We start from the raw sequence: 24,138 nt of genomic DNA, 5'->3' as shown, positions 1-24,138 counted from the left end.
TCGATCCTAGCGGAAAGGCCTGCAAAAAGGAAGCGGACGCCCCCGCCGATAGCGCGCCAGCGAACGTCCGGCGGGCGGCGCTCACGGACCTGTCCCCGCTTGAAAGCACCGCGCTGCGCGCCGGGTCCGCGCCCGTTTTGTAGGCACCACCTTGCCGAGGCGCACTCCGGGCGATAACGGAGTGGTCCGCGCACGGCGCGATGATACGATGCCTCCACGCTCACCTTCGCCGGGCTGACGAGGCCTGGCCGCCCATGATGTCCGCCAACCGTTTCGACACGCTCGCGCTGCACGCGGGCGCCGCCCCCGACCCCGCGACGGGCGCGCGCGCGACGCCCATCTACCAGACCACCTCGTTCACGTTCCGCGACTCCGACCACGCCGCCGCGCTCTTCAACATGGAGCGCGCCGGTCACGTCTACTCGCGCATCTCGAACCCGACGGTCGCCGTGTTCGAAGAGCGCGTCGCCGCGCTCGAAAACGGCGCCGGCGCGATCGGCACGGCGAGCGGCCAGGCCGCGCTGCATCTCGCGATTGCAACGCTGATGGGCGCGGGGTCGCATATCGTCGCGTCGAGCGCGCTCTATGGCGGCTCGCACAATCTGCTCAACTACACGCTGCGGCGCTTCGGCATCGAAACGACTTTCGTCAAACCCGGCGACATCGACGCCTGGCGGGCCGCGCTGCGCCCGAACACGAAGCTGCTGTTCGGCGAGACGCTCGGCAACCCGGGCCTCGACGTGCTCGATATCGCGACCGTCGCACAGATCGCGCACGAGCATCGCGTGCCGCTGCTCGTCGATTCGACCTTCACCACGCCGTATCTGCTCAAGCCGTTCGACCACGGCGCCGACTTCGTGTACCACTCGGCGACCAAATTCCTCGGCGGCCATGGCACGACGATCGGCGGCGTCCTGGTAGACGGCGGCACGTTCGACTTCGACGCTTCCGGTCGCTTCCCCGAATTCACCGAGCCCTACGAGGGCTTTCACGGCATGGTCTTCGCCGAGGAGAGCACCGTCGCGCCGTTCCTGCTGCGCGCCCGCCGCGAAGGGCTGCGCGACTTCGGCGCATGCCTGCACCCGCAAGCCGCGTGGCAACTGCTGCAGGGCATCGAGACGCTGCCGCTGCGCATGGAGCGCCACGTCGCGAACACGCGCAAGGTGGTCGAATTCCTCGCCGCGCATGCCGCCGTCGAATCCGTCGCCTATCCCGAACTGCCGACGCACCCTGACCACGCGCTCGCCCAGCGCCTGCTGCCGCGCGGCGCGGGTGCCGTGTTCAGCTTCAACCTGCGCGGCGACCGTGCCGCCGGCCGCGCGTTCATCGAAGCGCTGTCGCTCTTCTCGCATCTCGCGAATGTCGGCGACGCGCGCTCGCTCGTCATTCATCCCGCATCGACCACGCACTTCCGTATGGACGCCGCCGCGCTCGCCGCAGCGGGCATCGCGGGAGGCACGATCCGGCTGTCGATCGGTCTCGAAGACCCCGACGATCTCATCGACGACCTCAAGCGCGCGCTCAAGGCCGCGCAAAAGTCCGGCGAGCGTTCCGCGAATCAAACCGCCGCGACCCCGCGCAAGGAGTCCGCATGATCGTCGACGTCAACGGTAAATCCGCCTACGTGTACGCAGGAGGCAAGGCGTTCGACGCCGCCTTGCCCACCGCCGTCTTCATTCATGGCGCCGAGCACGACCACAGTGTCTGGGCCTTGCAGACCCGCTACTTCGCGCACCACGGCTTCGGCGTGCTCGCCGTCGACCTGCCCGGCCATCATCGCAGCGCCGGCCCTGCACTGACGACCATCGCAGACATGGCCGACTGGCTGGCCGCGCTGCTCGACGCCGTGGGCGTGTCGCGCGCATTCGTCGCCGGGCACAGCATGGGCTCGCTTGTCGCGCTCGACTTCGCGGCCCGCTACCCGTCGCGCGCGACGCACCTTGCGCTGGTAGCCACCGCCGTGCCGATGGCCGTCTCCGACACATTGCTCGACGCTGCCCGCGAGCGCGAGCCGGACGCGATCGCGATGGTCAACGCGTGGTCGCATTCGACACTCGCCGCCAAGCCATCCTGCCCCGCGCCCGGCTTCTGGCTGCAGGGCATGAACGCCCGCCTGATGGAGCGCGTCTCTGCCACGGGCGAGCCACTGCTTTTTCACACCGACTTCAACGCCTGCAACGCGTACACGGACGGCCTGGCGCGCGCTGCGCAAGTGACGTGCCCTACGCGTCTGCTCGTCGGCAAGCGCGACGTGATGACGCCGCCGCGTGCAGCCAAAGCCCTCGCCGACGCACTGCGCGCGGCGAACGTGCCCGTCGATACCGTCACACTCGACGCCGGCCACGCGCTGATGTCCGAGCAGCCCGACGCGACGCTCGATGCACTTTATGCGTTTGCGAAGTCGCGCGTTCCCGACCGTCCACCAGCAGCACAGTAACGGCTCACAGCGTCGCCCGCCATTGGCCGGATGGCCAGGTTGCATGCATCTGGCGATAGCAGCAGAATGAATCCATGACTGCGCGGTTCGGGCGGCGCCACGGCGTTCCGAACCTTCGGCAGGCCGGCAATGGAGGCGATCATGAGCCATCAGACAACGCACGACGAACACTTCGCAAACTTCGCGCAGTTCTATCCGTACTACCTGACCGAGCATCGCAACACGACGTCGCGACGGCTGCATTTCATCGGCTCGCTGGGGGTGATCGGCTGCGCCGCGATGGCGCTCGCGACGGGTGACTGGCTGTGGCTGCCGGCTGCCGTCGTGTGCGGCTACGGCTTTGCGTGGGTCGGCCATTTCTTCTTCGAGAAGAACCGGCCGGCGACCTTCCGGCATCCTGTCTATAGCCTGATGGGCGACTGGGTGATGTTCAAGGACATCTGCACCGGGAGGATTTCCCTCTAGCCGCGCCGACTGGATAAACGCTCAGGCCGTCTGCCGGGGCAAGGCCGTCGGGCCGTCCATAGAAGGGTTCTGCTGTGCGGCACCACGCGCCAGGGCTCGGGCCATCAGCAAGGTCGCAAGGCTCACGTTGAGGCCGGTGTTATCGAGCGCGGCAAGCAGCGTCGAGCTGTCCACACGCGTCGAATCGAGATTCAGCTGATACGCCAGTTCCGCGCGGTCGATCACGAACAGATCGAAGAGCCGTTCGACCGTGATCTGGTTCGGGTTCGCGACCAGCAGGAAGCGCGGCCGCTGGCCGTTTTCATCGAGTTGCACGATCCAGTCGATCGCTTCGAGCTGCTGCAACAGGCGCACCGTCGTTTCCATATCGCGACGCAACGCGCGCGCGAGTTCCGGAACCGTGTAGCCGTGCGTGCCCGCGTCGCGCGCTTCGACAAGACGCGCGAGCAGTTCGAGCGAGTCGAGCAGATCGCTGCCGGGAAAATCGGGACGATGGAACTGGCCCGTGCGTATCGCCGGCAATGCGGACGCGATCATCGCGCCCGCCAGCGTGATGAACCAGCTCAGGTACATCCACAGCAGGAAGAGCGGCACGACGGCGAACGCGCCGTAGACAGCCGTATAGGTCGGAATGCGCCGGATGTAGAAGCCGAAACCGCGCTTCGCCAGTTCGAAGGCGATTGCGGCCGTCACCCCACCGACGATGGCATCGCGCCACTCCACTCGGCAGTTCGGCAGAAACACGTAGAGCATCGTGAATGCGAGCACGGTCAGAGGCAGCGCGGCACCCGCGAGCGCCCATTCGATCAGCGGCGTGATGCGCTGCGCAGCCGAATAGCTCATCGACTGCGTGAACAGATACGACGAGATCGACAGACTCACGCCGATCAGGATAGGACCGAGCGTCAGGACGGCCCAATAAACCAGCACGCGCTGCGCGAAAGGCCGCGCCTTGCGCACGCGCCAGATCACGTTGAACGCCGACTCGACCGTCATCATCGTCATCACGGATGTGACGAACAGAATGATCATGCCGAGCGTGGTCAGCCCCTTCGCCTTCGATGCGAACTGATTCAGATATCTGAAGATCTGGCTGCTGACCTGATCGGGCATCAGGTGCTCGGCGAGAAAAGTCTGCAGCGACACCTGGAACTGCGCGAAGATCGGAAACGCAGTGAAGAGCGCGAACGCGACGGTCGCGAGCGGCACCAGCGACAGCATGGTCGTGAACGTGAGACTGCCCGCCACCTGCGGAATGCGATCCTCGCTGCTGCGCTTCGCGGCAAATGCAGCGAGACGCTTGAGCGTGTCGAGATCGAAGCGCAACCTGGACAACAAACCGACCTCCTCCACTTCAATGCACACGTGGACCGCGAGATGAACTACGCCGCGCATCATTGCGCGGCATTCACGTATCCACGGACAACTCACCCCGTAAGCGGACCGCAAGACCCACGCGACCGATGCCGCACGGGCGAACTCACCGCACCGTCAGCGAACCCACCCCTATAATACCCGTTCACTGCTCATGCCTATGAAAGACATCCTCGTGCTTTACTACAGCCGGCACGGCGCCACGCGCGAACTCGCGCTGGCCATCGCGCACGGCGTCGACAGCGTTCCCGGCATGCAGGCGCGCGTGCGCACGGTGCCGCCCGTCTCGACGGTCTGCGAAGCCACGCAGCCCGATATTCCCGCCGAAGGCCCGCCGTACGCGGAACTGCGCGACCTCGAAGAGTGCGCGGGACTCGCACTCGGCTCGCCGACCCGCTTCGGCAACATGGCCGCTTCGCTCAAATATTTTCTCGACGGCACCACGCCGCAGTGGCTCTCGGGCGCGCTCGCGGGCAAGCCGGCCTGCGTGTTCACGTCGACGGGCAGCCTGCACGGCGGCCAGGAATCGACACTGCTGTCGATGATGCTGCCGCTTCTGCATCATGGCATGCTGATCCTCGGCATTCCGTACACCGAAAGCACGCTGACGACGACGCAAACGGGCGGCACGCCCTACGGCGCGTCGCACTTCGCGCGCGCGGATTCGGCCGGTCACGGCATCTCCGCCGACGAGAAGACGCTCGCCATTGCGCTCGGCGCGCGGATCGCGCGCACGGCGGCATCGATGACCGAGCGGCCCTGACCATGTCGCGCGACGCTGCCGCTGCAACCCATGACGCGCAAGGCAACCGCGCCGCCGCGTCGGGCGCGCTGCTTGCGCTCGTCGTACTGATCGCGCTGTGCGTCGCATGGGAGTGGTGGCTCGCGCCGCTGCGCGCGGGCGGCTCGCTGCTCGTGCTGAAGGCCGCGCCTTTGCTGCTCGCGCTGCCTGGCGTGTGGCGCAAGCGGCTTTACACGCTGCAATGGGCGTCGATGCTGAGCCTGCTGTATCTGATGGAAGGCATCGTGCGCGGCATGTCCGATCGTGGGCTGAGTGCGCAACTAGGCTGGTGCGAAGCGCTGCTTGCCGTCGTGTTCTTCGTCTGCGCACTCGTGTATGTCGCGCCGTTCAAGCGCGCAGCGAAGCACCGTGCGCGTCGCGAGAACGAAACGGCTCGCGGCCCCGCGTCCGGTTGACATTACGCCTCGACTATCGGGCGCGGTGCGGTCACAGCCATGGCCGCCGCGCGCTTCGCTGCATCAACCTGCAACCATCATAAAGCGTCGCACCCGCTCTGACCGACCACCATGAATTCCGTTGCTCCTTCGTCCTTTATCGCTGCATGCGCCGACGCCATCGGCGCGGCACATGTGCTTACCGATCCGCACGACACCGCCCCCTATCTGACCGACTGGCGCCGCCGCTACACAGGCAGCGCGTGCGCGGTGCTGTGTCCGTCGACGGCTGAAGAAGTCGCCGCGCTCGTCCGGCTAGCCAACGAACACCACATCGCACTCGTGCCGCAAGGCGGCAACACGGGACTCGTCGGCGGCGCCACGCCGGATACGAGCGGCGCGCAGGCCGTGCTGAGCCTCAAGCGACTGAACCGTGTGCGCGATGTCGATCCGCACAACAACACGATCACCGTTGAAGCCGGCGTCGTGCTGGCCGATGTTCAAACACGCGCCGAAGCCGCGGGTCGCCTGTTTCCGCTGAGTCTCGCCGCCGAAGGCAGTTGCACGATCGGCGGCAATCTGTCGACGAACGCGGGCGGCACAGGCGTGCTGCGCTATGGCAACACGCGCGAACTGTGTCTCGGGCTCGAAGTCGTGACGCCGCAAGGCGAGTTGTGGGATGGCTTGCGCGGACTTCGCAAGGACAATACGGGCTACGATCTGCGCGATCTCTTTATCGGCGCGGAAGGCACGCTCGGCATCATCACGGCTGCCGTGATGAAACTGCATCCGCAGCCGGCCGCACAGGTGACGGCGCTCGCCGCGCTGCCGTCCGCACACGCGGCACTGGATTTCCTGTCGCTCGCGCAACGCCACGCCGGGCCACTGCTGACGGGATTCGAACTGATGTCCGATTTCTGCCTGCGGCTCGTGAACCGGCATTTCCCGCAAATGCGTTATCCGTTCGCCGAGCCGCACGCGCAAATCGTGCTGCTCGAACTGTCGGATAGCGAAAGCGAGGAACATGCGCGCGCCCTGTTCGAGAAGTTGATGGAAACGGCGCTGGAAAGCGGTCTCGTCGAAGATGCCGTCGTTGCGGAAAATCTCGCGCAATCGCAGGCTTTCTGGGATCTGCGCGAGCACATTCCGCTCGCGCAAGCCGAGGAAGGGCTGAACATCAAGCACGATATCGCGGTGCCGATTTCGCGCATCGGCCATTTCATCGAGGAAACGGATGCGTCGATTGCGAAGGCGGTGCCCGGCGCGCGTATGGTCACGTTCGGCCATCTCGGCGACGGCAATCTGCATTACAACGTGCAGGCGCCCGAAGGCGTCGATGCCAAGCAGTTTCTTGCTCAGTATCAGAGCGCGATGAATCAGATCGTCTACGACAGCGCGCATCGGCATCGCGGCAGTATCAGCGCGGAACACGGAATCGGTCAGTTGAAGATCGATGAAGCCGCGCATTACAAGTCGGAAGTCGAGGTGCGTCTGATGAAGACGCTGAAAGCCGCGTTCGATCCGCTGAACCTGATGAATCCCGGCAAGGTGCTACGCTAGTCAGGTTTAGAACTGAGTCGATTCGACAAGAGGCGTCCATGAAAATTCGCGTGCTGTCCGATCTGCATCTGGAAAACGACACGCCGGAAATCATCCCGCATGCGGACGCCGATCTCGTCATACTGGCAGGCGACATTCATAACCACGCCGAAGGCTTGCGCTGGGCCGCCGAAACGTTCGACGAAGCGGTGCCTGTCGTGTACGTGCCCGGCAATCACGAGTATTACGACGGCGAATTCGGCGCACTGGAAGCGGCGATGCGCGATGCCGCCGCGAGCATCGACAATCTGCATTATCTGAACAACGAGACGCTCGTCGATCCACGCGGGCAATGGCGCGTGCTCGGCACGACGCTGTGGACCGACTTCGATCTGTATGGGACGGATGAAGAGACGCGCGCGATATCGATTGCCGCCGCCGAGCGTGTGATGCTCGATTATCGCGGGCTGATTCAGGTGACGTGGACAGCGGGCAACGAAGCGAACGCGGAGACGTTGCAGGACAACACGCCCCGCAACCTCACGCCCGCCGACACGCTCGCGCTGCATCGCCACGCACGCGGCTGGCTCGAAGGCGAACTGGCGAAACCGTTCGCGGGCAAGACGATCGTCGTCACGCATCATGCGCCGCACCGGCGCAGTCTCGCCGAGCGTTACGCGGCAGACCTGGCTTCAGCGGGATTCGTCAACGATCTGCCGTCGCTCGTGCGCGAACCTGTCGCGCTGTGGGTGCACGGCCATACGCATACCGCATTCGATTACGTGGAAAACGGCACGCGCGTGGTGTGCAATCCGCGCGGCTATCTCGACCGGCGCACCCGCGCGCTCGAAAACGCGGCGTTCGCGTGGACCAAAGTGGTCGAAATCTGACGCAGGAAAGCCTGCGATCACATTCCGCTGATATCGCGCGAGCGCCGCACCGGCCGCTCGACGCGGATCGGCACGAGGCGCGGTTGCGGTTTCATCCGTCGCAGCAGATCGCGCGACGCGGCAATTCCAATCAGTCCGACCATGACGGCGACGCCGATCATCAGCAGATGCGTATCCATGTTGTCCTCTTCGATTCCAGATGTGCTTGCGCGCCGAAACTCGTCGGCCCTTGATGAAACGTTAGCAAACCCGATGCCGCGAGGAAAGTAAGCAAGTGTTGCGGCGCGACATGGGGATGTAACAGTCCGTCAAAGGCTGTCCGACGCATGTCGTGCCAAAGGTGGCTATTTCAAGTGCGCGCGAACTTGCGCAGCTCCGCCTGATCCGCGGCGAGCGTCGCGGGCAGTTCGTCGCGCAGAAATTCAACCCAGGTGCGGATCTTCGCGTCCAGATACTGCCGCGACGGATACAACGCGTACACGTTCATCTCCTGCGAGATGTACTCCGGCAGAATCCACACGAGTTCGCCACTGCGCAGGCCGGCAATCGCCGAATAGATGGGCAGCACCGCGACGCCCATGCCTTCGCGCACCGCCACGGCCATCGCCTCTGCCACGTTAATCTGGAATGTCGCCGCGCCCAGATGCAGCGTCTCCTGCCCGTTCGGGCCGTCGAAGGTCCATTCGTCGGCGGGCATCACGGGCGTGATCATTTGCAGGCAGGTGTGACCGCGCAGATCCGAAAGTGTCTGCGGCACGCCGTTACGCTCCAGATAATCGGGCGACGCGCACGCGATGCTGAACGCGCTGCCCAGACGCTGCGACACCAGCCCCGAATCGGGCAGGCTCTGCGCGAGGACGAGCGCGACGTCATAGCCTTCGTCGAGCAGATCGGGCATACGCTGCGCGAGCGTCAGTTCGAGATGCACATCGGGATAACGCTGCTGATAACGCCCCATGGCAGGCACCACATAGTGCTGGCCGAAGCTTGTCATCGCGTGAACCTTGAGCTTGCCGGAGGGACGCGCATGGGCGTCGCTGGCCTCGGCTTCCGCCTGATCGACGTACGCCAGTATCTGTTCGCAGCGCTGGAGATAGCGCTCGCCCGCTTCCGTGAGCGCGATGCGGCGCGTCGTGCGGTTCAACAGACGCGTGCGCAGATGCGCTTCCAGATCGGACACGGCGCGCGACGCGTAGGCCGTCGTCGTATTGAGATGCTGGGCCGCGCCCGTAAAGCTGCCCGCTTCGACGACGCGGGCAAATACGCGCATGTTCTGAAGCGTATCCATGTTTCACACCCAATCTTTCTGTATGGGAAGGATTGTTGCACGATTTGGAAAGGCGATTATCTCATTCTCCGTAAGTATGCGTTACATCCTTGCGGGTTATTCGCTAATTAAGGGAAAAATATAATCCCCTACAAGGTTCTATCGTCATTTGGGGAGCAAATCGTGCAGTTTCCGGTAAAAAAAGGGATCGCCGCACTGTCGGTTCTTACGATCTCGTTGATAATCGCCGGCTGTGCGAGCACGGGACACATCGCGCCCCAATCGACCAGCAACGATCCCGCGTCGCTCGACGTCGGCGCCGCGATCCGCGCGGCCAATGCCGACGCGCAATGGCCTGCCGCCGACTGGTGGCGCGCCTATAACGATCCGCAGCTGAATGCGTGGATCGAACAGGCGCAGGCGGGCAATCCGTCGCTCGCGGCGGCGCAGGCGCGCGTGCGCGAGGCGCAATCGATCGCGGGCGTCGCGAAGTCGGCGGAATTGCCGCAGGTCAACGGCAGCATGCAGATCCAGCGCAAGCAGTGGCCGGACAACGTGTTCTACGGTCCGGGCGAACTGGCTGGCCAGCAGTCGTGGAACAACACCGCCGAACTCGGCCTCTCCTATCACCTCGATCTGTGGGGCAAGGACAAGAACGCGACCGAAGAAGCGCTCGACGTCGCGCACGCGCGCGCCGCCGATTACCGCGCCGCCCAGCTCGAACTCGAAGCGAACATCGTGCGCGCGTATATCCAGATGTCGCTGAACTACGCGCTACTCGACATCGCGAAATCGACGCTCGAACAGCAGCAACAGGTCGCGGCGCTCGCCAACCGGCGGCTGAAAGGCGGCATCGGCACGCAGCTCGAAGTCGCGCAGGCGGAAACGCCGCTGCCCGAATACGAACGGCAAATCGACGCGATCGAGGAATCGATCGCGCTCGGCCGCAACCAGCTGGCCGCGCTCGCGGGCAAAGGCCCCGGCGCGGGCGATTCGATCACGCGTCCGCAACTCGCGCTGTCCGGTTTCGCGGGCCTGCCGTCGACGATGCCCGCCGAACTGATCGGCCATCGCCCGGATATCGTCGCGGCGCGCTGGACGGTCGCGGCGCAGGCGCGCGGGATCGACGTCGCGAAGGCCGATTTCTATCCGAACATCGATCTGCTCGCGTCCGTCGGCGGCTATGCGGCGATGGGGCCGCTGTTCGGTTTCCTGAAGTCGCAGGCGGGCGGCTGGACAGCGGGTCCGGCGCTGTCGCTGCCCATCTTCACGGGCGGACGTCTTCGTTCGCAACTGGGCGCGGCGTCGGCGGGCTATGACGTGGCTGTGGAGCAATACAACCAGTCGATCGTGACCGCGCTGAAGGAAATCGCCGACGAAGTCGTGCGGATGCGTTCGCTCGATACGCAGCTGAACGACGCGCAGCGCTCCGTCGCGACGGCGAACAAGACGTATCAGCTTGCGCGCGAAGGTTATCGTCGCGGCCTGACCGACTACGTGAACGTGCTGATCGCGCAGACGCAACTGCTGCGCGCGCAGGAAGGCGTCGCGAAGGTTCAGGCGGGGCAGCTTCAGGCGCACGCGACGCTCGTCGCGGCGCTCGGCGGCGGTGTGATCGATCCCTCGGATGGTCCGTCGCAAAAGGAAGTGCTGCCTGGACATGGCAAGGGCAAGAGCAACAACGGCACGAGCGACGGCGCGACGAAAGCGGCCTCGACGGCCACGCCCGCCGCGCACTAAAAGGAGCGCCGCCGATGTCCTCGAATTCTTCCACCACGCGCACGCCGCCCTCACCCGGCGCGCTCTACGCCGCGTTCCTCGATTGGGCGCGCACCGACGGCCGCACGTGGATCTATCTGTTCAAGGCGCTCGCCGCGTGCTTTCTCGCGCTCGGCATCGCGATGAAGCTCGACCTGCCGCAGCCGCGCACCGCGATGACGACCGTCTTCATCGTGATGCAGCCGCAAAGCGGCATGGTCTTCGCGAAGAGCTTCTACCGGATCTGCGGAACGCTGATCGGACTCGTCGTGATGATGGCGCTGATCGGCCTGTTTGCGCAGCAGCCCGAACTGTTCATCATCTCGACGGCAATCTGGGTCGGCATCTGCACGGCGGGCGCCGCGCGCAACCGTAATTTCCGCTCGTACGGTTTCGTGCTGGCGGGCTACACGGCCGCGCTGATCGGCATTCCCGCCTCGCAGCATCCCGACGGCGCGTTCATGTCGGCGCTCACGCGCGTCGCTGAAATCGTGGTCGGCATTGTGTCTTCGGGCATCGTGAGCGCGCTGGTGTTTCCGCAGCACGCGGGCGAGCAGATGCGCAGCACCGTGCGCGCACGCTTCTCGTCGTTTGTCGATTACGTGTGCGCGGCGCTGTCGGGCAACGTCGATCGCGCGCGCATCGAGGACACCAACGCGAAGTTCGTCGCCGATGTGGTCGGCTTCGAGGCCGTGCGCAGCGTGGCCGTGTTCGAAAGCCCCGATTCGCGGATGCGCAACGGCCGTCTGTCGCGACTGAACAGCGAGTTCATGACGGTATCGACGCGCTTTCACGCACTGCATCAGCTGATGAACCGGCTGCGCGTGTCGAACGCGGCGGGCGCGACGGCCGCTGTCGATGCGCTCGAACCGTATTTCCGCGAGATTTCGCCGCTGCTGAGCAAATCGGGCGAGCCGGTGCTGACGGCCGCCGACGCAGCGCACGCGGCGGCCCAACTCGAAGCGTTCAAGACCGACCTGCCGAAGCGTGCGCGCGCGACGCGCCTCGAACTCGAACAGCGCGCCGACGTGCCGCTGCTCGATTTCGACACGGGCGCCGAACTGCTCTACCGCTTCGTCGACGATCTGCATGCGTATGCCGCGACCTACGCATCGCTTGCTGTAGCGACGCACGAACGCGAGCGCTGGATCGCTCATTACGAGCCGAAAACGAACGGCATCGCGGCGGGCGTCGCGGGCTTGCGCGCGGCCATCGTGATGGCGATCCTCGGCGCGTTCTGGATCGCGACCGCGTGGCCGAGCGGCTCGACGCTGACGCTGAACGCGGCGGCCGTCTGCGCGCTCGCGTCATCGTCGCCGAATCCGACGCGCACCGCGTTCCAGATGGCGGCGGGCACGATCCTGTCGTCGACGCTCGCGATGGTGCTGACGTTCGGCATCTATCCGCATATCGACGGCTTTCCGCTGCTGTGCGCCGCACTGACACCGTTCCTCGCGCTCGGCGTGTGGATGACGACGCGCCCGAAGCTCGCGGGCTACGGCGTCGGCTACTGCATCTTCTTCTGCTTTCTCGCGGGCCCGGACAACGTGATTCATTACGACCCGAGCAGCTTCATCAACGACGCGTTGGCGCTCGCGCTGTCGATGCTGGTCGCGTCGATCGCATTCGCCGTGCTGCTGCCGCCGTCGACGCCGTGGCTGCGCAACCGGCTGCTGATCGATCTGCGCGCGCAGGTCGTGCTCGCGTGCCGCGGACGCATCGGACGCTTGTGGCGGCTGCGTACGCGCTTCGAGAGCGGCGCGCGCGACCTGATGCATCAGATCAACGCGCTCGCGGCGAGCGAAGCCGACGTGCGACGCGACACGATGCGCTGGATGTTCGCGGTGCTGGAGATCGGTAATGCCGTAATCGATCTGCGCAGCGAAGTCGCAACACTGCCGCGCGATGCGCGCTACGCGCCGTCGATGCCGTGGCGCGTCAGCTTGCGCGCGACCTGCTCGGCCGTGAGCCGGCTATTCGAGCGTCCGCGCGCGGAGCGTCTGGACAGTGCACTGGCCGCGACGGCCGATGCGATCGCCGCCGTCCAGCAGACGCTTGCGACCTTCACGCCACCGCGCGACGAGCGACATCAGTTGCAACGCATTTTGAGTCATCTGCATTTCATCCGGAGCGCGCTGCTCGATCCGCAATCGCCGCTGGGGCAACTCGGCGGTGCGGGCGACACGAACGGCGACGCGCCACAAGGAGTTCGTCATGCCACGTGAGATTGCCGTACTCGACGCGTACGTGCCTGCCATCGTGCTGCTGTTCATCGCGGGCGCCGCGATCACCTGGGTGCTCGATCGCGCGATGGCCTGGACGGGCCTGTATCGCGTCGTGTGGCACCCGTCCCTGTTCCGCGCGAGCCTGCTCGTGTGTGTGTGCGGCGTGTTGGGCCTCGCCGTTTATCGTTAAGAAGAGTCGAATCATGACTATCAGAAACATCATTGGATTCATCGCGACGGCCATCGTGTTCGTCGTCGCGATCCTGATCGGCCGTGCGCTGTGGGTGCACTACATGGACGAGCCGTGGACGCGCGACGGCCGCGTGCGCGCCGAAGTCGTCAACATTGCGCCGGACGTGTCGGGCGCGGTGGTCGAGCTGCCGGTGCGCGACAACCAGTTCGTGCACAAGGGCGACCTGCTGATGCAGATCGATCCGTCGCACTACCAGATTGCCGTCGAGCAGGCGCAGGCGGCCGTTGCCGCGCGCAAGGCCGAGTTGCAGATGCGGCGTGACGATGCGCAGCGGCGTGCTGATATGGACAGCCTTGTCGTGTCGAAGGAAAGCCGCGAGAACGCAACGCATACGGCTTCGGCTGCCGAAGCGCAGTATCAGCAGGCGCTTGCTGCGCTCGGTGCCGCGAAGCTCAATCTCGAACGCACGCGGGTGGTGGCGCCTGTCGATGGGTATGTGACGAACCTGAACGTGTATCGCGGTGATTATGCGATTGCCGGTTCGGCGAAACTGGCTGTCGTCGATAGCAATTCGTTCTGGGTTTATGGGTACTTCGAAGAGACCAAGCTGCCGCATGTGAAGGTCGGCGATAAGGCTGATATTCGCCTCATGAGCGGCGGGACTTTAAAGGGGCATGTCGAGAGTATTTCTCGAGGAATTTATGATCGGGATAATCCGCAGAGCCGTGAGTTGCTTGCTGATGTTAATCCGACTTTTAATTGGGTTAGGTTGGCGCAGCGCGTGCCTGTGCGGGTGAAGATTGATTCTGTTCCAGATGGGGTTTTGTTGTCGGCTGGCACGACGTGTACGGTCGTTGTTACGCCGTCGTAAACGGGTTTTTTGTCTGCGACGCAGTCGCTATTTCTGTTTTTGGTTTTTTGGTTTTTTTTTGGTTTTTCGGCTTTGGCTGCGGTGGCATCCGCGAATTCGTATCCGTGCTTCAGGCGTCGCCCCTGTGCGGGGCGGCACCTACTTTTCTTTGCAGCGGCAAAGAAAAGTAGGCAAAAGAAAGCCGCTTTTGTACCTCCGGTGCCTGCCAGCATAACGCCACGGCAGATGTTTCTTTGAGCTGTCGCGCAGCGACGCAACACTCCGTAGAAAGCCCGCAGTCAACCGCGCGCGGCGCGAGAGATGACATCCATCTGGGGCACATTCGGCCGGCTTGTTTTTTGTGCGTTTGCAGTCGGTCTGATTGCGCCGGTATGTGCTCCAGACTGTGTGTAGGGGTTTCGCGCCGTGCGCGGTTAACTGCGGGCTTTCTACGGAGTGTTGGCGTCGCTGCGCGATAGCTCAGCTGCGGCACGCCGCAGCGCCATCCTGGCGGGCACTGGAGGTTTGAAGCGGCTTTCTTTTGCCTACTTTTCTTTGCCGCTGCAAAGAAAAGTAGGTGCCGCCCCGCACAGGGGCGACGCGTGAAGTACGGATACGAAATCGCGGATGCCACCACAGCCAAAAGCAAAAAGCAAAAAGCAAAAGCCCTACCGAAGCGAGAACTTGGCAACAGCCAACTTCAGGCCTTGAGCCTGATCATCAAGAGCCCGCGCAGCCGCAGTAGCCTGCTCAACAAGCGCAGCGTTTTGCTGAGTCCCAGCATCCATCTGCGACACAGCCAGATTAATCTCCTCGATCCCAGAACTCTGCTCGGCGGAAGCAGCCGAGATCTCTCCCATGATGTCCGTCACGCGCTTCACAGCGCGCACAACCTCACCCATCGTCTGTCCCGCGTCCTGCGCGAGTTGCGAGCCGTTGCTCGCCCGCTCCACCGACGCGCTGATCAACCCCTTGATCTCCTTCGCCGCGGAAGCGCTGCGCTGCGCCAGGTTGCGCACCTCGCCCGCCACTACCGAGAAGCCGCGCCCTTCCTCGCCCGCGCGCGCCGCCTCGACGGCCGCGTTCAGCGCGAGGATGTTGGTCTGGAACGCAATCCCTTCGATCACGCCGATGATGTCGCCGATGCTCTTCGCGCTGTCGTTGATCTCACCCATCGTCGCGACCACGCGGCCCACCACGTCGCCGCCCTTCTCCGCAATCGCCGATGCGTTGTCGGCCAGCGTGCGCGCCTGCTTCGCGTTGTCCGCGTTCTGACGCACGGTCGACGTCAGCTCTTCCATGCTGCTCGCCGTCCGTTCGAGCGCCATCGCCTGCTGCTCGGTGCGTTGCGACAGATCGAGATTGCCCATCGAAATCTCGCCCGACGCCGCCGCGATCGCCTCGGCGCTCGACGCAATATGCGCGACCGTCGACGACAGCCCGTTCTGCATGTCGCGCAACGCCGACAGCATGCTCGAGTTGTCGCGCTTGCCGAGCACGATGTCGTTCGACAGATCGCCCGCCGCGATACGGCTCGCGATTTCCTTTGCGTACAAGGGCTCGCCGCCGAGCTGCCGCGCGAGGCGCCGCACGACCCACTCGCTGATCACGAACGCGAGCACGATCAGCGCGACGGTCATCACGGCCATCATCACGAACGACGACTGATAGATGAACGACGACGCATCGATGGTCGCCTTCGCGGCCTTGCCGCGTTGCGCGACGAGTTCGTCGACGAGCTTTTCGAGCTTGCCCGTTTCGACCAGCATCGAGACGTCCATCGTGCCGACCTGCCAGTTCATCTGCGACAGATCGAGCGGCTGCGCCTTCACGAGCGTCACGAAGTCGCGCAGATGGCCGCTCCACACGCCGATCGCGTCAGCGAACTTCTTCTGCTGCGCGGCGGCGTCCGCGGTGTCGGCATATTGCTGGAGCGTGTTGAGTTCGGTCGACAGACCCGCGAGGCCCTTGTCGATATCGGCGCCGAGTTCGTCGCGTTCCTTTGCGGTCGTCGCCGTCAGCAGCATCTTCTGGGCGCGGCTTGCGCGCAGAAGATAGCCGCGCGCTTCCTCGGCGGCCCGGCTGGCGACATGGCCCTGTTCGTAGATCGAGCGCATCTGCCCGTTCAGGCGGCTGATCTGCGCGAGCGAAAACACGCCGATGGCGAGCGTGCCCGCCAGCAAAACCGCAAATGCGAGGCGCAAAGTCTTCTTCACGGACCAGCCGCGCAGCTTCATGCCCCGCTTGCCCGAACGCGCCGGCCCCCCGGCCGCTTCGCCATCCGGCACGAACCCCGCGCCCGGCTGGCCACCCAGCGTAACTGCTTTCATGTTGTCGTCCCCACTTGTATTTCCCTACCGGAAAGGTCAGTTCCGGCATTGCTGCTTTTCTCTCCGGGATGACGGCATCGCCGGCGACGTTCTTGAGGCCGTCCGTGTGCGATTTTCCCGGTCCTGTGCGCGCCGCCTCATGAGCCGCGCGCCGCGTCGGATTTATACATTGGCCAAAATTCGTTGGGCAGATTTCCCACGATTTGCACCGGCATCTGCCGTCGAGCGTCGCCCGAAACACCCGACACGCCGTTCGACGCTTCGACGCGGCGTGCGTTTCGCCCAGAAAACGGGCACGCCGCCCGTCGATCGATGTCCGAAACGCGACAAAACTTGGCCGGACAATTGGCGCGAGACAAACTACACTTCAACAAACGCTAAAAACATCTCGCCGCCGACCGTTTGCCGCAACTGCCGGCGCGCGCTTCCGAGCCACCTCTCCTGACCGACCACATGGAAACCAGCCTCGACAAAGGCGCCCTGGCTGGCGCCACTGCTTCAGCTTCTGCTCCGGCTGCCAAGCCGCAAGCGAAGACCGTTTATTCGATTCTCGGCGCGATCAGTTTTTCGCATCTGATGAACGACATGATCCAGTCGTTGATCCTTGCGATTTATCCGATGCTGAAGGCCAATTTCTCGCTGTCGTTCGGACAGATCGGCCTGATCACGCTCACTTATCAGATCACCGCATCGCTGCTGCAGCCGCTCGTCGGCTTTTACACCGACAAGCATCCGAAGCCGTACTCGCTGCCTGTCGGCATGGGCTTCACGCTGTCGGGTCTGCTGCTGATGTCGGTTGCGCCGAGCTTCGGCGTGCTGCTGATTGCAGCGGCGCTGGTCGGCTGCGGATCGTCGGTGTTCCATCCGGAGTCGTCGCGGGTTGCGCGCATGGCGTCGGGCGGCAAGCATGGTCTTGCGCAGTCGCTGTTTCAGGTGGGCGGCAACGCCGGTTCGTCGCTCGGACCGCTGCTGGCTGCGCTGATCGTGATTCCGCATGGCCAGCGCAGCATCGCGTGGTTTTCGGCGGCGGCGCTGGTCGGCATTCTGGTGCTGACGCATATCAGCCGCTGGTACAAGCATCACCCCGCGACGAAGAAGGCGCGCACGGGCGCCGCACCGCACGCGACGCTGTCGCGCGGCAAGGTAGCGTTCGCGATGAGCATTCTGGTACTGCTGGTGTTCTCGAAGTACTTCTATCTGACGAGCATCAACAGTTACTTCACGTTCTATCTGATCGACAAGTTCCATCTGCCTGTGCAGGCAGCGCAGATCCATCTGTTCGTGTTCCTTGCGGCTGTTGCGGCGGGTACGGTGATCGGTGGACCGGTGGGCGACCGGATCGGGCGCAAGTATGTGATCTGGGTATCGATTCTCGGCGTCGCGCCGTTCACGCTGCTGCTGCCGTATGCGAATCTGTTCTGGACGGGCGTGCTGACCGTGATCATCGGGATCGTGCTGGCTTCTGCGTTCTCCGCGATTCTTGTGTATGCGCAGGAATTGATTCCTGGGAAGGTGGGGATGGTCGCCGGGCTGTTCTTTGGGTTTGCGTTTGGGCTTGGCGGGATTGGGGCTGCCGTGCTCGGGCAGCTGGCTGATGCCACCAGCATTCCTTATGTCTACAAGGTTTGCTCGTTCTTGCCGTTGCTTGGGATCTTGACTGTTTTTCTGCCGGATATTGAGGGGAAGCGGGCTTCTGCCAAAGCCTGAGTTTTTTTGTCTGCGACGCAGTCGCCATGCTTTGCTTTTGCTTTTTGCTTTTCGCTTTTCGCTTTTTGCTTTTGGCTGCGGTGGCATCCGCGATTTCGTATCGGTGCTTCAGGCGTCGCCCCTGTGCGGGGCGGCACCTACTTTTCTTTGCAGCGGCAAAGAAAAGTAGGCAAAAGAAAGCCGCTTCAAACCTCCGGTGCCCGCCCGGATAACGCTGCGGCATGCCACAGTTGAGCTGTCGCTCAGCGACGCCAACACTCCGTAGAAAGCCCGCGGTCAACCGCGCGCGGCGCCCCCCACATACAGTCTGGAGCACATACCGCCGCAATCAGACGGACGGCAAACACACAAAAAAACAAGCCGGCCGAATGTGCTCCAAGGGAATGTCATCTTTCGCGCCGCGCGCGCCTCATTACGGGCTTTCTACGGAGTGCGGACGTTGTTGCGCGACAGCTCAAGGAACATGTGTCGTAGCGGTATCCGGGCAGGCACCGGAGGTTTGAAGCCGCTTTCTTTGGTTACTTTCTTTGCGGCGGCAAAGAAAGTAACTGCCGCCCCGCACAGGGGCAACGCATGAACTACGACGTGGCCTCGCGGATGCCAGCCAGCCAGCCAAAGACCAAAACCAAAACCAAAACCAAAAACCAGAAACCCAAAAGCGAAAAAACCAGAACAACGACTAGCGTCGCAGACGAAAAAAAAGTCATGGTGAACCCGCGTTGCCCACGCCGCACGGCGTGCCCTATCCTGTCCAGACCCGCGTCAGCGTAAAACTGGACATCCCAATGACCTCCTACCGCGAGTTCCACCGCCGCTCGATCGAATCCCCGGAAGACTTCTGGCGCGAGCAAGCCACCCGCATCCATTGGGAAACAAAATTCGACACCGTCCTCGACCGCTCGAATCCGCCCTTCGCGCGCTGGTTCGTCGGCGGCAGGACGAACCTCTGTCACAACGCGGTCGACCGGCATCTCGCGGAACGCGCGCAACAAAACGCGCTCGTCTATGTATCGACGGAAACGGGCATCGAGCGGCGCTACACCTACGCCGAACTGCACGCGGAAGTGAACCGGATGGCGGCCGTCATGCGCTCGCTCGGCGTCAAGCGCAGCGATCGCGTGCTGATCTATCTGCCCATGATCCCCGAAGCCGTGTTCGCGATGCTCGCGTGCGCGCGGCTCGGCGCGATCCACTCGGTCGTGTTCGGCGGATTCGCTGCGCCTAATCTCGCCGCGCGTATCGACGACGCCAAGCCCGCACTGATCGTGACAGCCGATGCGGGCGCACGCGCCGGCAAGGTGATCGACTACACGCCGCTCGTCGATGAAGCGATGTCGCGCGCGACGCACAAGACGCCGCACGTGCTGCTGATCGACCGGCAACTGACGCCCGAGCGTCTGAACGCGCCCTACCTCGTCGCCTACGAGCCGCTGCGCGAGCAGTTCTTCGACGCCCATGTGCAATGCGAATGGCTCGAATCGACGGAACCTTCATATGTGCTCTATACGTCGGGCACGACAGGCAAGCCGAAAGGCGTGCAGCGCGATGTGGGCGGTTATGCGGTGGCGCTCGCGGCGTCGATGGAATACATCTTCGAGGGCAAGCCGGGCGACACGATGTTCACCGCGTCCGACGTCGGCTGGGTGGTCGGTCACAGCTATATCGTCTACGCGCCGCTGATCGCGGGCTTGACGACGGTCATGTACGAAGGCACGCCCATCCGTCCCGATGGCGGGATCTGGTGGCGTCTCGTCGAGCAGTACAAGATCAATCTGATGTTCACCGCGCCGACCGCGATTCGCGTGCTGAAGAAGCAGGATCCGGCGCTGCTGAAGCAGGCCGATCTGTCGAGCCTGCGCACGCTCTTTCTGGCGGGCGAACCGCTCGACGAACCGACGGCGTCATGGATCGCCGATTCGCTCGGCAAGCCCGTCGTCGACAACTTCTGGCAGACGGAAACCGGCTGGCCGATTCTCGCGATCCAGCGCGGCGTCGAAGCGCTGCCGCAAAAGCTCGGCTCGCCGGGCGTGCCCTGCTACGGCTACGACCTGACGCTGCGCAACGAGCACACGGGCGAGCCGTGTCCCGCGGGCGAAAAAGGCGTGATCACGCTCGGCTATCCGCTGCCGCCGGGCTGCATGTCGACCGTCTGGGGCGACGATGCACGCTTCGTGAAAACGTATTGGGAAAGCGTGCCGAACCAGCAGGTCTATTCGACGTTCGACTGGGGCATTCAGGACGAAGATGGCTACGTGACGATCCTCGGCCGCACCGACGACGTGATCAACGTCGCGGGCCATCGACTCGGCACGCGCGAAATCGAGGAAGCGCTGTCGGGCCACAAGGCAGTCGCGGAAGTGGCCGTGGTCGGCGTGACGGATGCCGTGAAGGGACAGGCGGCGATTGCGTTCGTCGTGGTGCGCGATGCGGGTGCGTACGAATCGGACGATGCGCGCGCGAAACTGTCCGCCGAACTGTGCGCGACCGTCGATCGCCATCTCGGCGCGATCGCGCGGCCCGCGCATGTCGTGCTGGTTTCGATGCTGCCGAAGACGCGCTCGGGCAAGCTGCTGCGCCGCGCGATCGCGGCGCTCGCCGAAGGCCGCGATCCCGGCGATCTGCCAACCATCGAGGATCCGTCGGCGTTGCAGCAGATTCGCGAAGCCGTCGCGGCGGCGCTGACTTCGAAGTGACGACCTAGCCGCGCGCCAACAAGAACCGCTTGAGAATCCCGCTTGAATACGTGCCCGCGATCTCAGTCAGGAACGTGACGAACGATGCGGGCGCATGCGCGTCCGCCGTATCCGAAATGGTCCGCACGACGGCGCACGGCACGTTGTATTCGTAGCAGACCTGCGCGATCGCCGCCCCTTCCATCTCGACGGCCAGCGCGTCCGGCAACGAGGCGCGCAGCATATCGACGGCTGTCGCGCTGGCAACGAACTGGTCGCCGCTCAGAATCAGCCCGCGATGCACCACAGGACGCGCCTCGGTCAGAAAACGCTGCGACAGCGCATCGCCCTCTTCTTCGACGAAACGCTCGCAGGCAGCGGCCAGCGCGGCCGTCAACGGCGCATCGGCGGCGAAGCGCGACATGTCGAGCAGCGGCACTTCGAAACGCGGAAAGAGCGGCGACGCATCCATGTCGTGCTGCATCAGCGATTCGGCGACGACGATATCGCCGATCCGCACAGCCGGCCCGACACCGCCCGCGACGCCCGTGAACACGACGGCTTCGACATCGAACGCGTGAATCAGCGCGCTCACCGTCGCCGCCGCCGCGACCTTGCCGACGCGCGCCAGCGTCACCACGCACGGCGCGCCGTGCACCGTGCCGATGTGATAGTCGCGCTTGCCGTGCGTGATGGTTTCGACGGCGCCTTCAGCGCGCATCGCGATCAGCAGATCGCCGAGTTCCTGCTGTAGCGCCGCCATCACGCCAAGCGGACGGCGCGGAATCGTTGCTTCCGAAGGCAGCGCGCTCATTCGACCGCCTGCAGTTTTGCGACGGCCAGCGCGAGCCATTTCTCGCCGTGCCGCTTGAACTTGACGAGCGCCTTCGCGTCGGCGCCGCCGCCTTCGAGCGCGGTGATCGTGCCTTCGCCGAACTTCGTGTGGAACACCTGCTGTCCGACACGGAAGCCCGTGTCCGCCGCGCGTTGTTCGTTGGCGAACGCAGGCAGCGGCGCGTTGGTCGTCGCGTAGCTTTCGCGGCCCTGATAGCCGCCTTGATAGCCGCCGCCCTGCTGACGATCCGGGCGCGAGAACCAGTCGCGGCCCCACGCGGCGTTGTCCGAGCGGCCGCCGCCCCAGCGCGCGCCCGCTTCGACCTTCGGCGTGAGCCACTTGAGCGTTTCCTGCGGGAGTTCGTCGAAGAAACGCGAGCGGATGTTGTAGCGCGTCTGGCCATGCAGCATCCGGCTCTGCGCGAACGACAGATAGAGCCGCTCCTTCGCGCGCGTGATCGCGACGTACATCAGACGACGCTCTTCTTCGAGCCCATCGGACTCCATCGCGCTGTTCTCGTGCGGGAACAGCCCTTCTTCGAGACCCGTAATGAACACCGCCGTGAATTCGAGGCCCTTCGCCGCGTGCACCGTCATCAGCTGCACGGCTTCCTGGCCGGCTTGCGCCTGGTTGTCGCCCGCTTCGAGCGATGCGTGCGACAGGAAGCCCGCGAGCGGCGTCATCGTGTCGGGGTTTTGCGCGGGGTCGGCGGGATTCGCGGCATCGAGCACATCGACGCCAGGATCGTCGGTCGAGACGACCAGTTCAGGCGCGGACGTCGCACCCGGACGCAGCGGAATCGAACGCGCGGGCGTGTCGAGGCCGTAGCCTTCTTCGCTGACGAAGGCGGTCGCGGCATTGACGAGTTCCTGCAAGTTCTCCAGCCGCTCCTGGCCTTCACGCTCGTTCTGATAGAACTCGGACAGGCCGCTCGCGCGCACCACGTATTCGACTGTTTCGGGCAGGCTCATCTGCGCGGTTTCGGCGCGCATCTTCGCGATCAGGTTCGCGAACGTGCCGAGGCTCGTGCCCGCCTTGCCCGTCACGTACGGAATCGCCGCCGCCATCGAGCAGTTGTAGAGACGCGCCGCGTCAGCCAGCTGTTCGATGGAGCGCGCGCCGATGCCGCGCGTCGGGAAATTGACGACGCGCGCGAACGCGGTGTCGTCGTTCGGATTGTCGATCAGGCGCAGATACGCGAGCGCGTGCTTCACTTCCTGGCGTTCGAAGAAGCGCAGGCCGCCATACACGCGATACGGAATGCCCACGTTCACGAGCGTATGTTCGATCGTCCGCGATTGCGCGTTGCTCCGATACAGCACGGCGATCTCGCTGCGCGACAGGCCCGTATTGATCAGCGCGCGAATCTCTTCGACGATCCAGCCCGCTTCCTGCGAATCCGTCGCAGCTTCGTAGACGCGCACCGGCTCGCCGTGGCCCGCGTCCGTGCGCAGATTCTTGCCGAGACGCCGCGAATTGTTCGCGATCAGATGATTCGCGGCATCGAGAATATGGCCGTGCGAACGGTAATTCTGTTCGAGCTTGATCAGATTGCGGACCTTAAACTCGCTTTCGAAGTCGCGCATGTTGCCGACGTTCGCGCCGCGGAACGCATAGATGGACTGGTCATCGTCACCGACCGCGAAGATCGCGTTGTGCTCGCCGGCCAGCATTTTCAGCCACGCGTATTGCAGCTTGTTCGTGTCCTGGAACTCGTCGACCAGAATGTGGCGGAAGCGCGCCTGGTAATGCGCACGCAGCGGCGGGTTGTACGACAGCAGCTCGTAGCAGCGCAGCAGCAGTTCGGGGAAATCGACGACGCCTTCGCGCTGGCACTGCTGGTCGTACGCTTCATACAGTTCGACGAACTTGCGGTTGAAGTTGTCGGAGGCGTCGACGTCTTTCGGCCGCAGGCCCTGCTCCTTCGCGTTGTTGATGAAGTACTGCAGGTTCTTAGCCGGATATTTCTCGTCGTCGATATTCAGGCCCTTCATCAGGCGCTTGATGGCCGACAGCTGGTCCGACGTGTCGAGAATCTGGAACGTCTGCGGCAGGCCCGCGTCGCGGTAATGCGCGCGCAGCATCCGGTTGCACAGGCCGTGGAACGTGCCGATCCACATGCCGCGCGTGTCGATGGGCAGCAGCGCCGACAGGCGCGACATCATTTCGCGCGCGGCCTTGTTCGTGAAGGTGACGCCGAGCACGGTGGGCGGCGACGCGAATCCTTGCTGGATCAGCCACGCGATCCGCGTGATCAGCACGCGCGTCTTGCCGCTGCCTGCGCCCGCCAGAATGAGCGCCGGTTCGTTCGGCAGCGTGACGGCGGCGTGTTGTTCGGGGTTCAGGTTCGCGAGCAGTTCGGGCATGAGTCAGGAGGAAAAACGACGGTTGCGGCGGGTGGTCCGTCATTATAAGACCGG

19 protein-coding genes are annotated in these 24,138 nt (G+C 64.1%); 13 read left to right on the top strand and 6 right to left on the bottom strand.

Annotated features, from left to right (window positions below; all coding sequences use genetic code 11):
* Window positions 1-257: 257 nt before the first annotated feature.
* The 3 genes from QEN71_RS05200 to QEN71_RS05190 all read left to right on the top strand — a co-directional run bounded on the left by QEN71_RS05200 (window position 258) and on the right by QEN71_RS05190 (window position 2,902).
* Entirely contained in the window at window positions 258-1,595 is a 1,338-nt protein-coding gene (locus tag QEN71_RS05200) for an O-acetylhomoserine aminocarboxypropyltransferase (protein WP_201658153.1), read from the top strand.
* Window positions 1,592-2,437, top strand: coding sequence for an alpha/beta fold hydrolase (locus QEN71_RS05195; RefSeq protein WP_201657911.1), 846 nt, complete (start codon window positions 1,592-1,594; stop codon window positions 2,435-2,437). Before QEN71_RS05200 ends, QEN71_RS05195 begins: the two co-directional genes overlap by 4 nt.
* Window positions 2,438-2,578: 141 nt before the next feature.
* Window positions 2,579-2,902 carry an Mpo1-like protein gene (locus tag QEN71_RS05190; protein ID WP_201657914.1) on the top strand — a complete coding sequence of 108 codons (324 nt, stop codon included), beginning with the start codon at window positions 2,579-2,581 and terminating at the stop codon, window positions 2,900-2,902.
* Between the two features lie 21 nt (window positions 2,903-2,923).
* Here the strand turns inward: QEN71_RS05190 and QEN71_RS05185 are convergent, their stop codons facing one another.
* Window positions 2,924-4,240 carry a YihY family inner membrane protein gene (locus QEN71_RS05185; RefSeq protein ID WP_201657917.1) on the bottom strand — a complete coding sequence of 439 codons (1,317 nt, stop codon included), beginning with the start codon at window positions 4,238-4,240 and terminating at the stop codon, window positions 2,924-2,926.
* A gap of 196 nt (window positions 4,241-4,436) precedes the next feature.
* Here QEN71_RS05185 and wrbA point away from each other — a divergent pair, with 196 nt between their 5' ends.
* The 4 genes from wrbA to QEN71_RS05165 all read left to right on the top strand — a co-directional run bounded on the left by wrbA (window position 4,437) and on the right by QEN71_RS05165 (window position 7,881).
* Window positions 4,437-5,039: an NAD(P)H:quinone oxidoreductase gene (gene wrbA, locus QEN71_RS05180; RefSeq protein WP_028370375.1), complete on the top strand. Its 603-nt coding sequence runs from the start codon at window positions 4,437-4,439 to the stop codon at window positions 5,037-5,039.
* A 2-nt stretch (window positions 5,040-5,041) separates the two neighbouring features.
* Window positions 5,042-5,473, top strand: a complete 432-nt coding sequence (locus QEN71_RS05175) for a DUF2069 domain-containing protein (RefSeq protein ID WP_201657920.1) — start codon at window positions 5,042-5,044, stop codon at window positions 5,471-5,473.
* 111 nt (window positions 5,474-5,584) lie between these two features.
* Window positions 5,585-7,012, top strand: a complete 1,428-nt coding sequence (locus tag QEN71_RS05170) for an FAD-binding oxidoreductase (protein ID WP_201657923.1) — start codon at window positions 5,585-5,587, stop codon at window positions 7,010-7,012.
* A gap of 38 nt (window positions 7,013-7,050) precedes the next feature.
* Window positions 7,051-7,881, top strand: coding sequence for a metallophosphoesterase (locus QEN71_RS05165; RefSeq protein WP_201657926.1), 831 nt, complete (start codon window positions 7,051-7,053; stop codon window positions 7,879-7,881).
* 17 nt (window positions 7,882-7,898) lie between these two features.
* Here the strand turns inward: QEN71_RS05165 and QEN71_RS05160 are convergent, their stop codons facing one another.
* Window positions 7,899-8,060 carry a hypothetical protein gene (locus QEN71_RS05160; RefSeq protein ID WP_201657929.1) on the bottom strand — a complete coding sequence of 54 codons (162 nt, stop codon included), beginning with the start codon at window positions 8,058-8,060 and terminating at the stop codon, window positions 7,899-7,901.
* Window positions 8,061-8,230: 170 nt separating this feature from the next.
* Complete coding sequence (locus tag QEN71_RS05155; RefSeq protein ID WP_201657932.1) at window positions 8,231-9,169, bottom strand: LysR family transcriptional regulator; 939 nt, start codon at window positions 9,167-9,169, stop codon at window positions 8,231-8,233.
* 162 nt (window positions 9,170-9,331) lie between these two features.
* On the opposite strand from QEN71_RS05155, the gene QEN71_RS05150 reads away from it, so the two are divergent.
* From QEN71_RS05150 to QEN71_RS05135, 4 genes are read left to right on the top strand one after another with little or no spacing between them, the layout of a single operon-like run.
* Window positions 9,332-10,888: an efflux transporter outer membrane subunit gene (locus tag QEN71_RS05150; RefSeq protein ID WP_201657935.1), complete on the top strand. Its 1,557-nt coding sequence runs from the start codon at window positions 9,332-9,334 to the stop codon at window positions 10,886-10,888.
* Between the two features lie 14 nt (window positions 10,889-10,902).
* On the top strand, window positions 10,903-13,131 hold the full coding sequence (locus QEN71_RS05145; protein ID WP_201657938.1) for an FUSC family protein: 2,229 nt from the start codon (window positions 10,903-10,905) through the stop codon (window positions 13,129-13,131).
* The gene (locus QEN71_RS05140) at window positions 13,121-13,321 is read left to right on the top strand and encodes a DUF1656 domain-containing protein (RefSeq protein WP_147233624.1); all 201 of its coding nucleotides are present in this window, start codon (window positions 13,121-13,123) and stop codon (window positions 13,319-13,321) included. Before QEN71_RS05145 ends, QEN71_RS05140 begins: the two co-directional genes overlap by 11 nt.
* Window positions 13,322-13,334: 13 nt before the next feature.
* Complete coding sequence (locus tag QEN71_RS05135; protein ID WP_201657941.1) at window positions 13,335-14,195, top strand: efflux RND transporter periplasmic adaptor subunit; 861 nt, start codon at window positions 13,335-13,337, stop codon at window positions 14,193-14,195.
* 647 nt (window positions 14,196-14,842) lie between these two features.
* On the opposite strand, the gene QEN71_RS05130 is transcribed toward QEN71_RS05135, so the two are convergent.
* Complete coding sequence (locus QEN71_RS05130) at window positions 14,843-16,504, bottom strand: methyl-accepting chemotaxis protein (protein ID WP_201657944.1); 1,662 nt, start codon at window positions 16,502-16,504, stop codon at window positions 14,843-14,845.
* Window positions 16,505-16,957: 453 nt separating this feature from the next.
* Between QEN71_RS05130 and QEN71_RS05125 the strand changes: the two genes are divergently transcribed.
* Window positions 16,958-18,211, top strand: coding sequence for an MFS transporter (locus tag QEN71_RS05125; RefSeq protein ID WP_223962586.1), 1,254 nt, complete (start codon window positions 16,958-16,960; stop codon window positions 18,209-18,211).
* Between the two features lie 785 nt (window positions 18,212-18,996).
* Window positions 18,997-20,904: a propionate--CoA ligase gene (locus QEN71_RS05120; protein WP_201657947.1), complete on the top strand. Its 1,908-nt coding sequence runs from the start codon at window positions 18,997-18,999 to the stop codon at window positions 20,902-20,904.
* A gap of 4 nt (window positions 20,905-20,908) precedes the next feature.
* On the opposite strand, the gene QEN71_RS05115 is transcribed toward QEN71_RS05120, so the two are convergent.
* Both QEN71_RS05115 and QEN71_RS05110 read right to left on the bottom strand, forming a co-directional pair.
* Window positions 20,909-21,697, bottom strand: coding sequence for a 5'-methylthioadenosine/adenosylhomocysteine nucleosidase (locus QEN71_RS05115; protein WP_201657950.1), 789 nt, complete (start codon window positions 21,695-21,697; stop codon window positions 20,909-20,911).
* Window positions 21,694-24,084: a UvrD-helicase domain-containing protein gene (locus QEN71_RS05110; protein WP_201657953.1), complete on the bottom strand. Its 2,391-nt coding sequence runs from the start codon at window positions 24,082-24,084 to the stop codon at window positions 21,694-21,696. The genes QEN71_RS05115 and QEN71_RS05110 overlap by 4 nt, the downstream gene beginning before the upstream one ends.
* Window positions 24,085-24,138 lie beyond the last annotated feature (54 nt).

This window comes from Paraburkholderia sabiae (genome assembly GCF_030412785.1).
Taxonomy (GTDB): domain Bacteria; phylum Pseudomonadota; class Gammaproteobacteria; order Burkholderiales; family Burkholderiaceae; genus Paraburkholderia; species Paraburkholderia sabiae.
The sequence above is the reverse complement of the archived record's forward strand: the minus strand, read 5'-3'. Positions and strand labels throughout refer to the sequence as shown.

What these genes read in the sequence shown, in the direction of transcription:
- QEN71_RS05130 (WP_201657944.1), bottom strand. Translation starts at nt 16,504, where the DNA reads ATGAAAGCAGTTACGCTGGGTGGCCAGCCGGGCGCGGGGTTCGTGCCG.
- QEN71_RS05155 (WP_201657932.1), bottom strand. Translation starts at nt 9,169, where the DNA reads ATGGATACGCTTCAGAACATGCGCGTATTTGCCCGCGTCGTCGAAGCG.
- QEN71_RS05160 (WP_201657929.1), bottom strand. Translation starts at nt 8,060, where the DNA reads ATGGATACGCATCTGCTGATGATCGGCGTCGCCGTCATGGTCGGACTG.
- QEN71_RS05195 (WP_201657911.1), top strand. Translation starts at nt 1,592, where the DNA reads ATGATCGTCGACGTCAACGGTAAATCCGCCTACGTGTACGCAGGAGGC.
- QEN71_RS05145 (WP_201657938.1), top strand. Translation starts at nt 10,903, where the DNA reads ATGTCCTCGAATTCTTCCACCACGCGCACGCCGCCCTCACCCGGCGCG.
- QEN71_RS05190 (WP_201657914.1), top strand. Translation starts at nt 2,579, where the DNA reads ATGAGCCATCAGACAACGCACGACGAACACTTCGCAAACTTCGCGCAG.
- QEN71_RS05110 (WP_201657953.1), bottom strand. Translation starts at nt 24,084, where the DNA reads ATGCCCGAACTGCTCGCGAACCTGAACCCCGAACAACACGCCGCCGTC.
- QEN71_RS05200 (WP_201658153.1), top strand. Translation starts at nt 258, where the DNA reads ATGTCCGCCAACCGTTTCGACACGCTCGCGCTGCACGCGGGCGCCGCC.
- QEN71_RS05115 (WP_201657950.1), bottom strand. Translation starts at nt 21,697, where the DNA reads ATGAGCGCGCTGCCTTCGGAAGCAACGATTCCGCGCCGTCCGCTTGGC.
- QEN71_RS05135 (WP_201657941.1), top strand. Translation starts at nt 13,335, where the DNA reads ATGACTATCAGAAACATCATTGGATTCATCGCGACGGCCATCGTGTTC.
- QEN71_RS05120 (WP_201657947.1), top strand. Translation starts at nt 18,997, where the DNA reads ATGACCTCCTACCGCGAGTTCCACCGCCGCTCGATCGAATCCCCGGAA.
- QEN71_RS05170 (WP_201657923.1), top strand. Translation starts at nt 5,585, where the DNA reads ATGAATTCCGTTGCTCCTTCGTCCTTTATCGCTGCATGCGCCGACGCC.
- QEN71_RS05175 (WP_201657920.1), top strand. Translation starts at nt 5,042, where the DNA reads ATGTCGCGCGACGCTGCCGCTGCAACCCATGACGCGCAAGGCAACCGC.
- QEN71_RS05165 (WP_201657926.1), top strand. Translation starts at nt 7,051, where the DNA reads ATGAAAATTCGCGTGCTGTCCGATCTGCATCTGGAAAACGACACGCCG.
- QEN71_RS05140 (WP_147233624.1), top strand. Translation starts at nt 13,121, where the DNA reads ATGCCACGTGAGATTGCCGTACTCGACGCGTACGTGCCTGCCATCGTG.
- wrbA (WP_028370375.1), top strand. Translation starts at nt 4,437, where the DNA reads ATGAAAGACATCCTCGTGCTTTACTACAGCCGGCACGGCGCCACGCGC.
- QEN71_RS05125 (WP_223962586.1), top strand. Translation starts at nt 16,958, where the DNA reads ATGGAAACCAGCCTCGACAAAGGCGCCCTGGCTGGCGCCACTGCTTCA.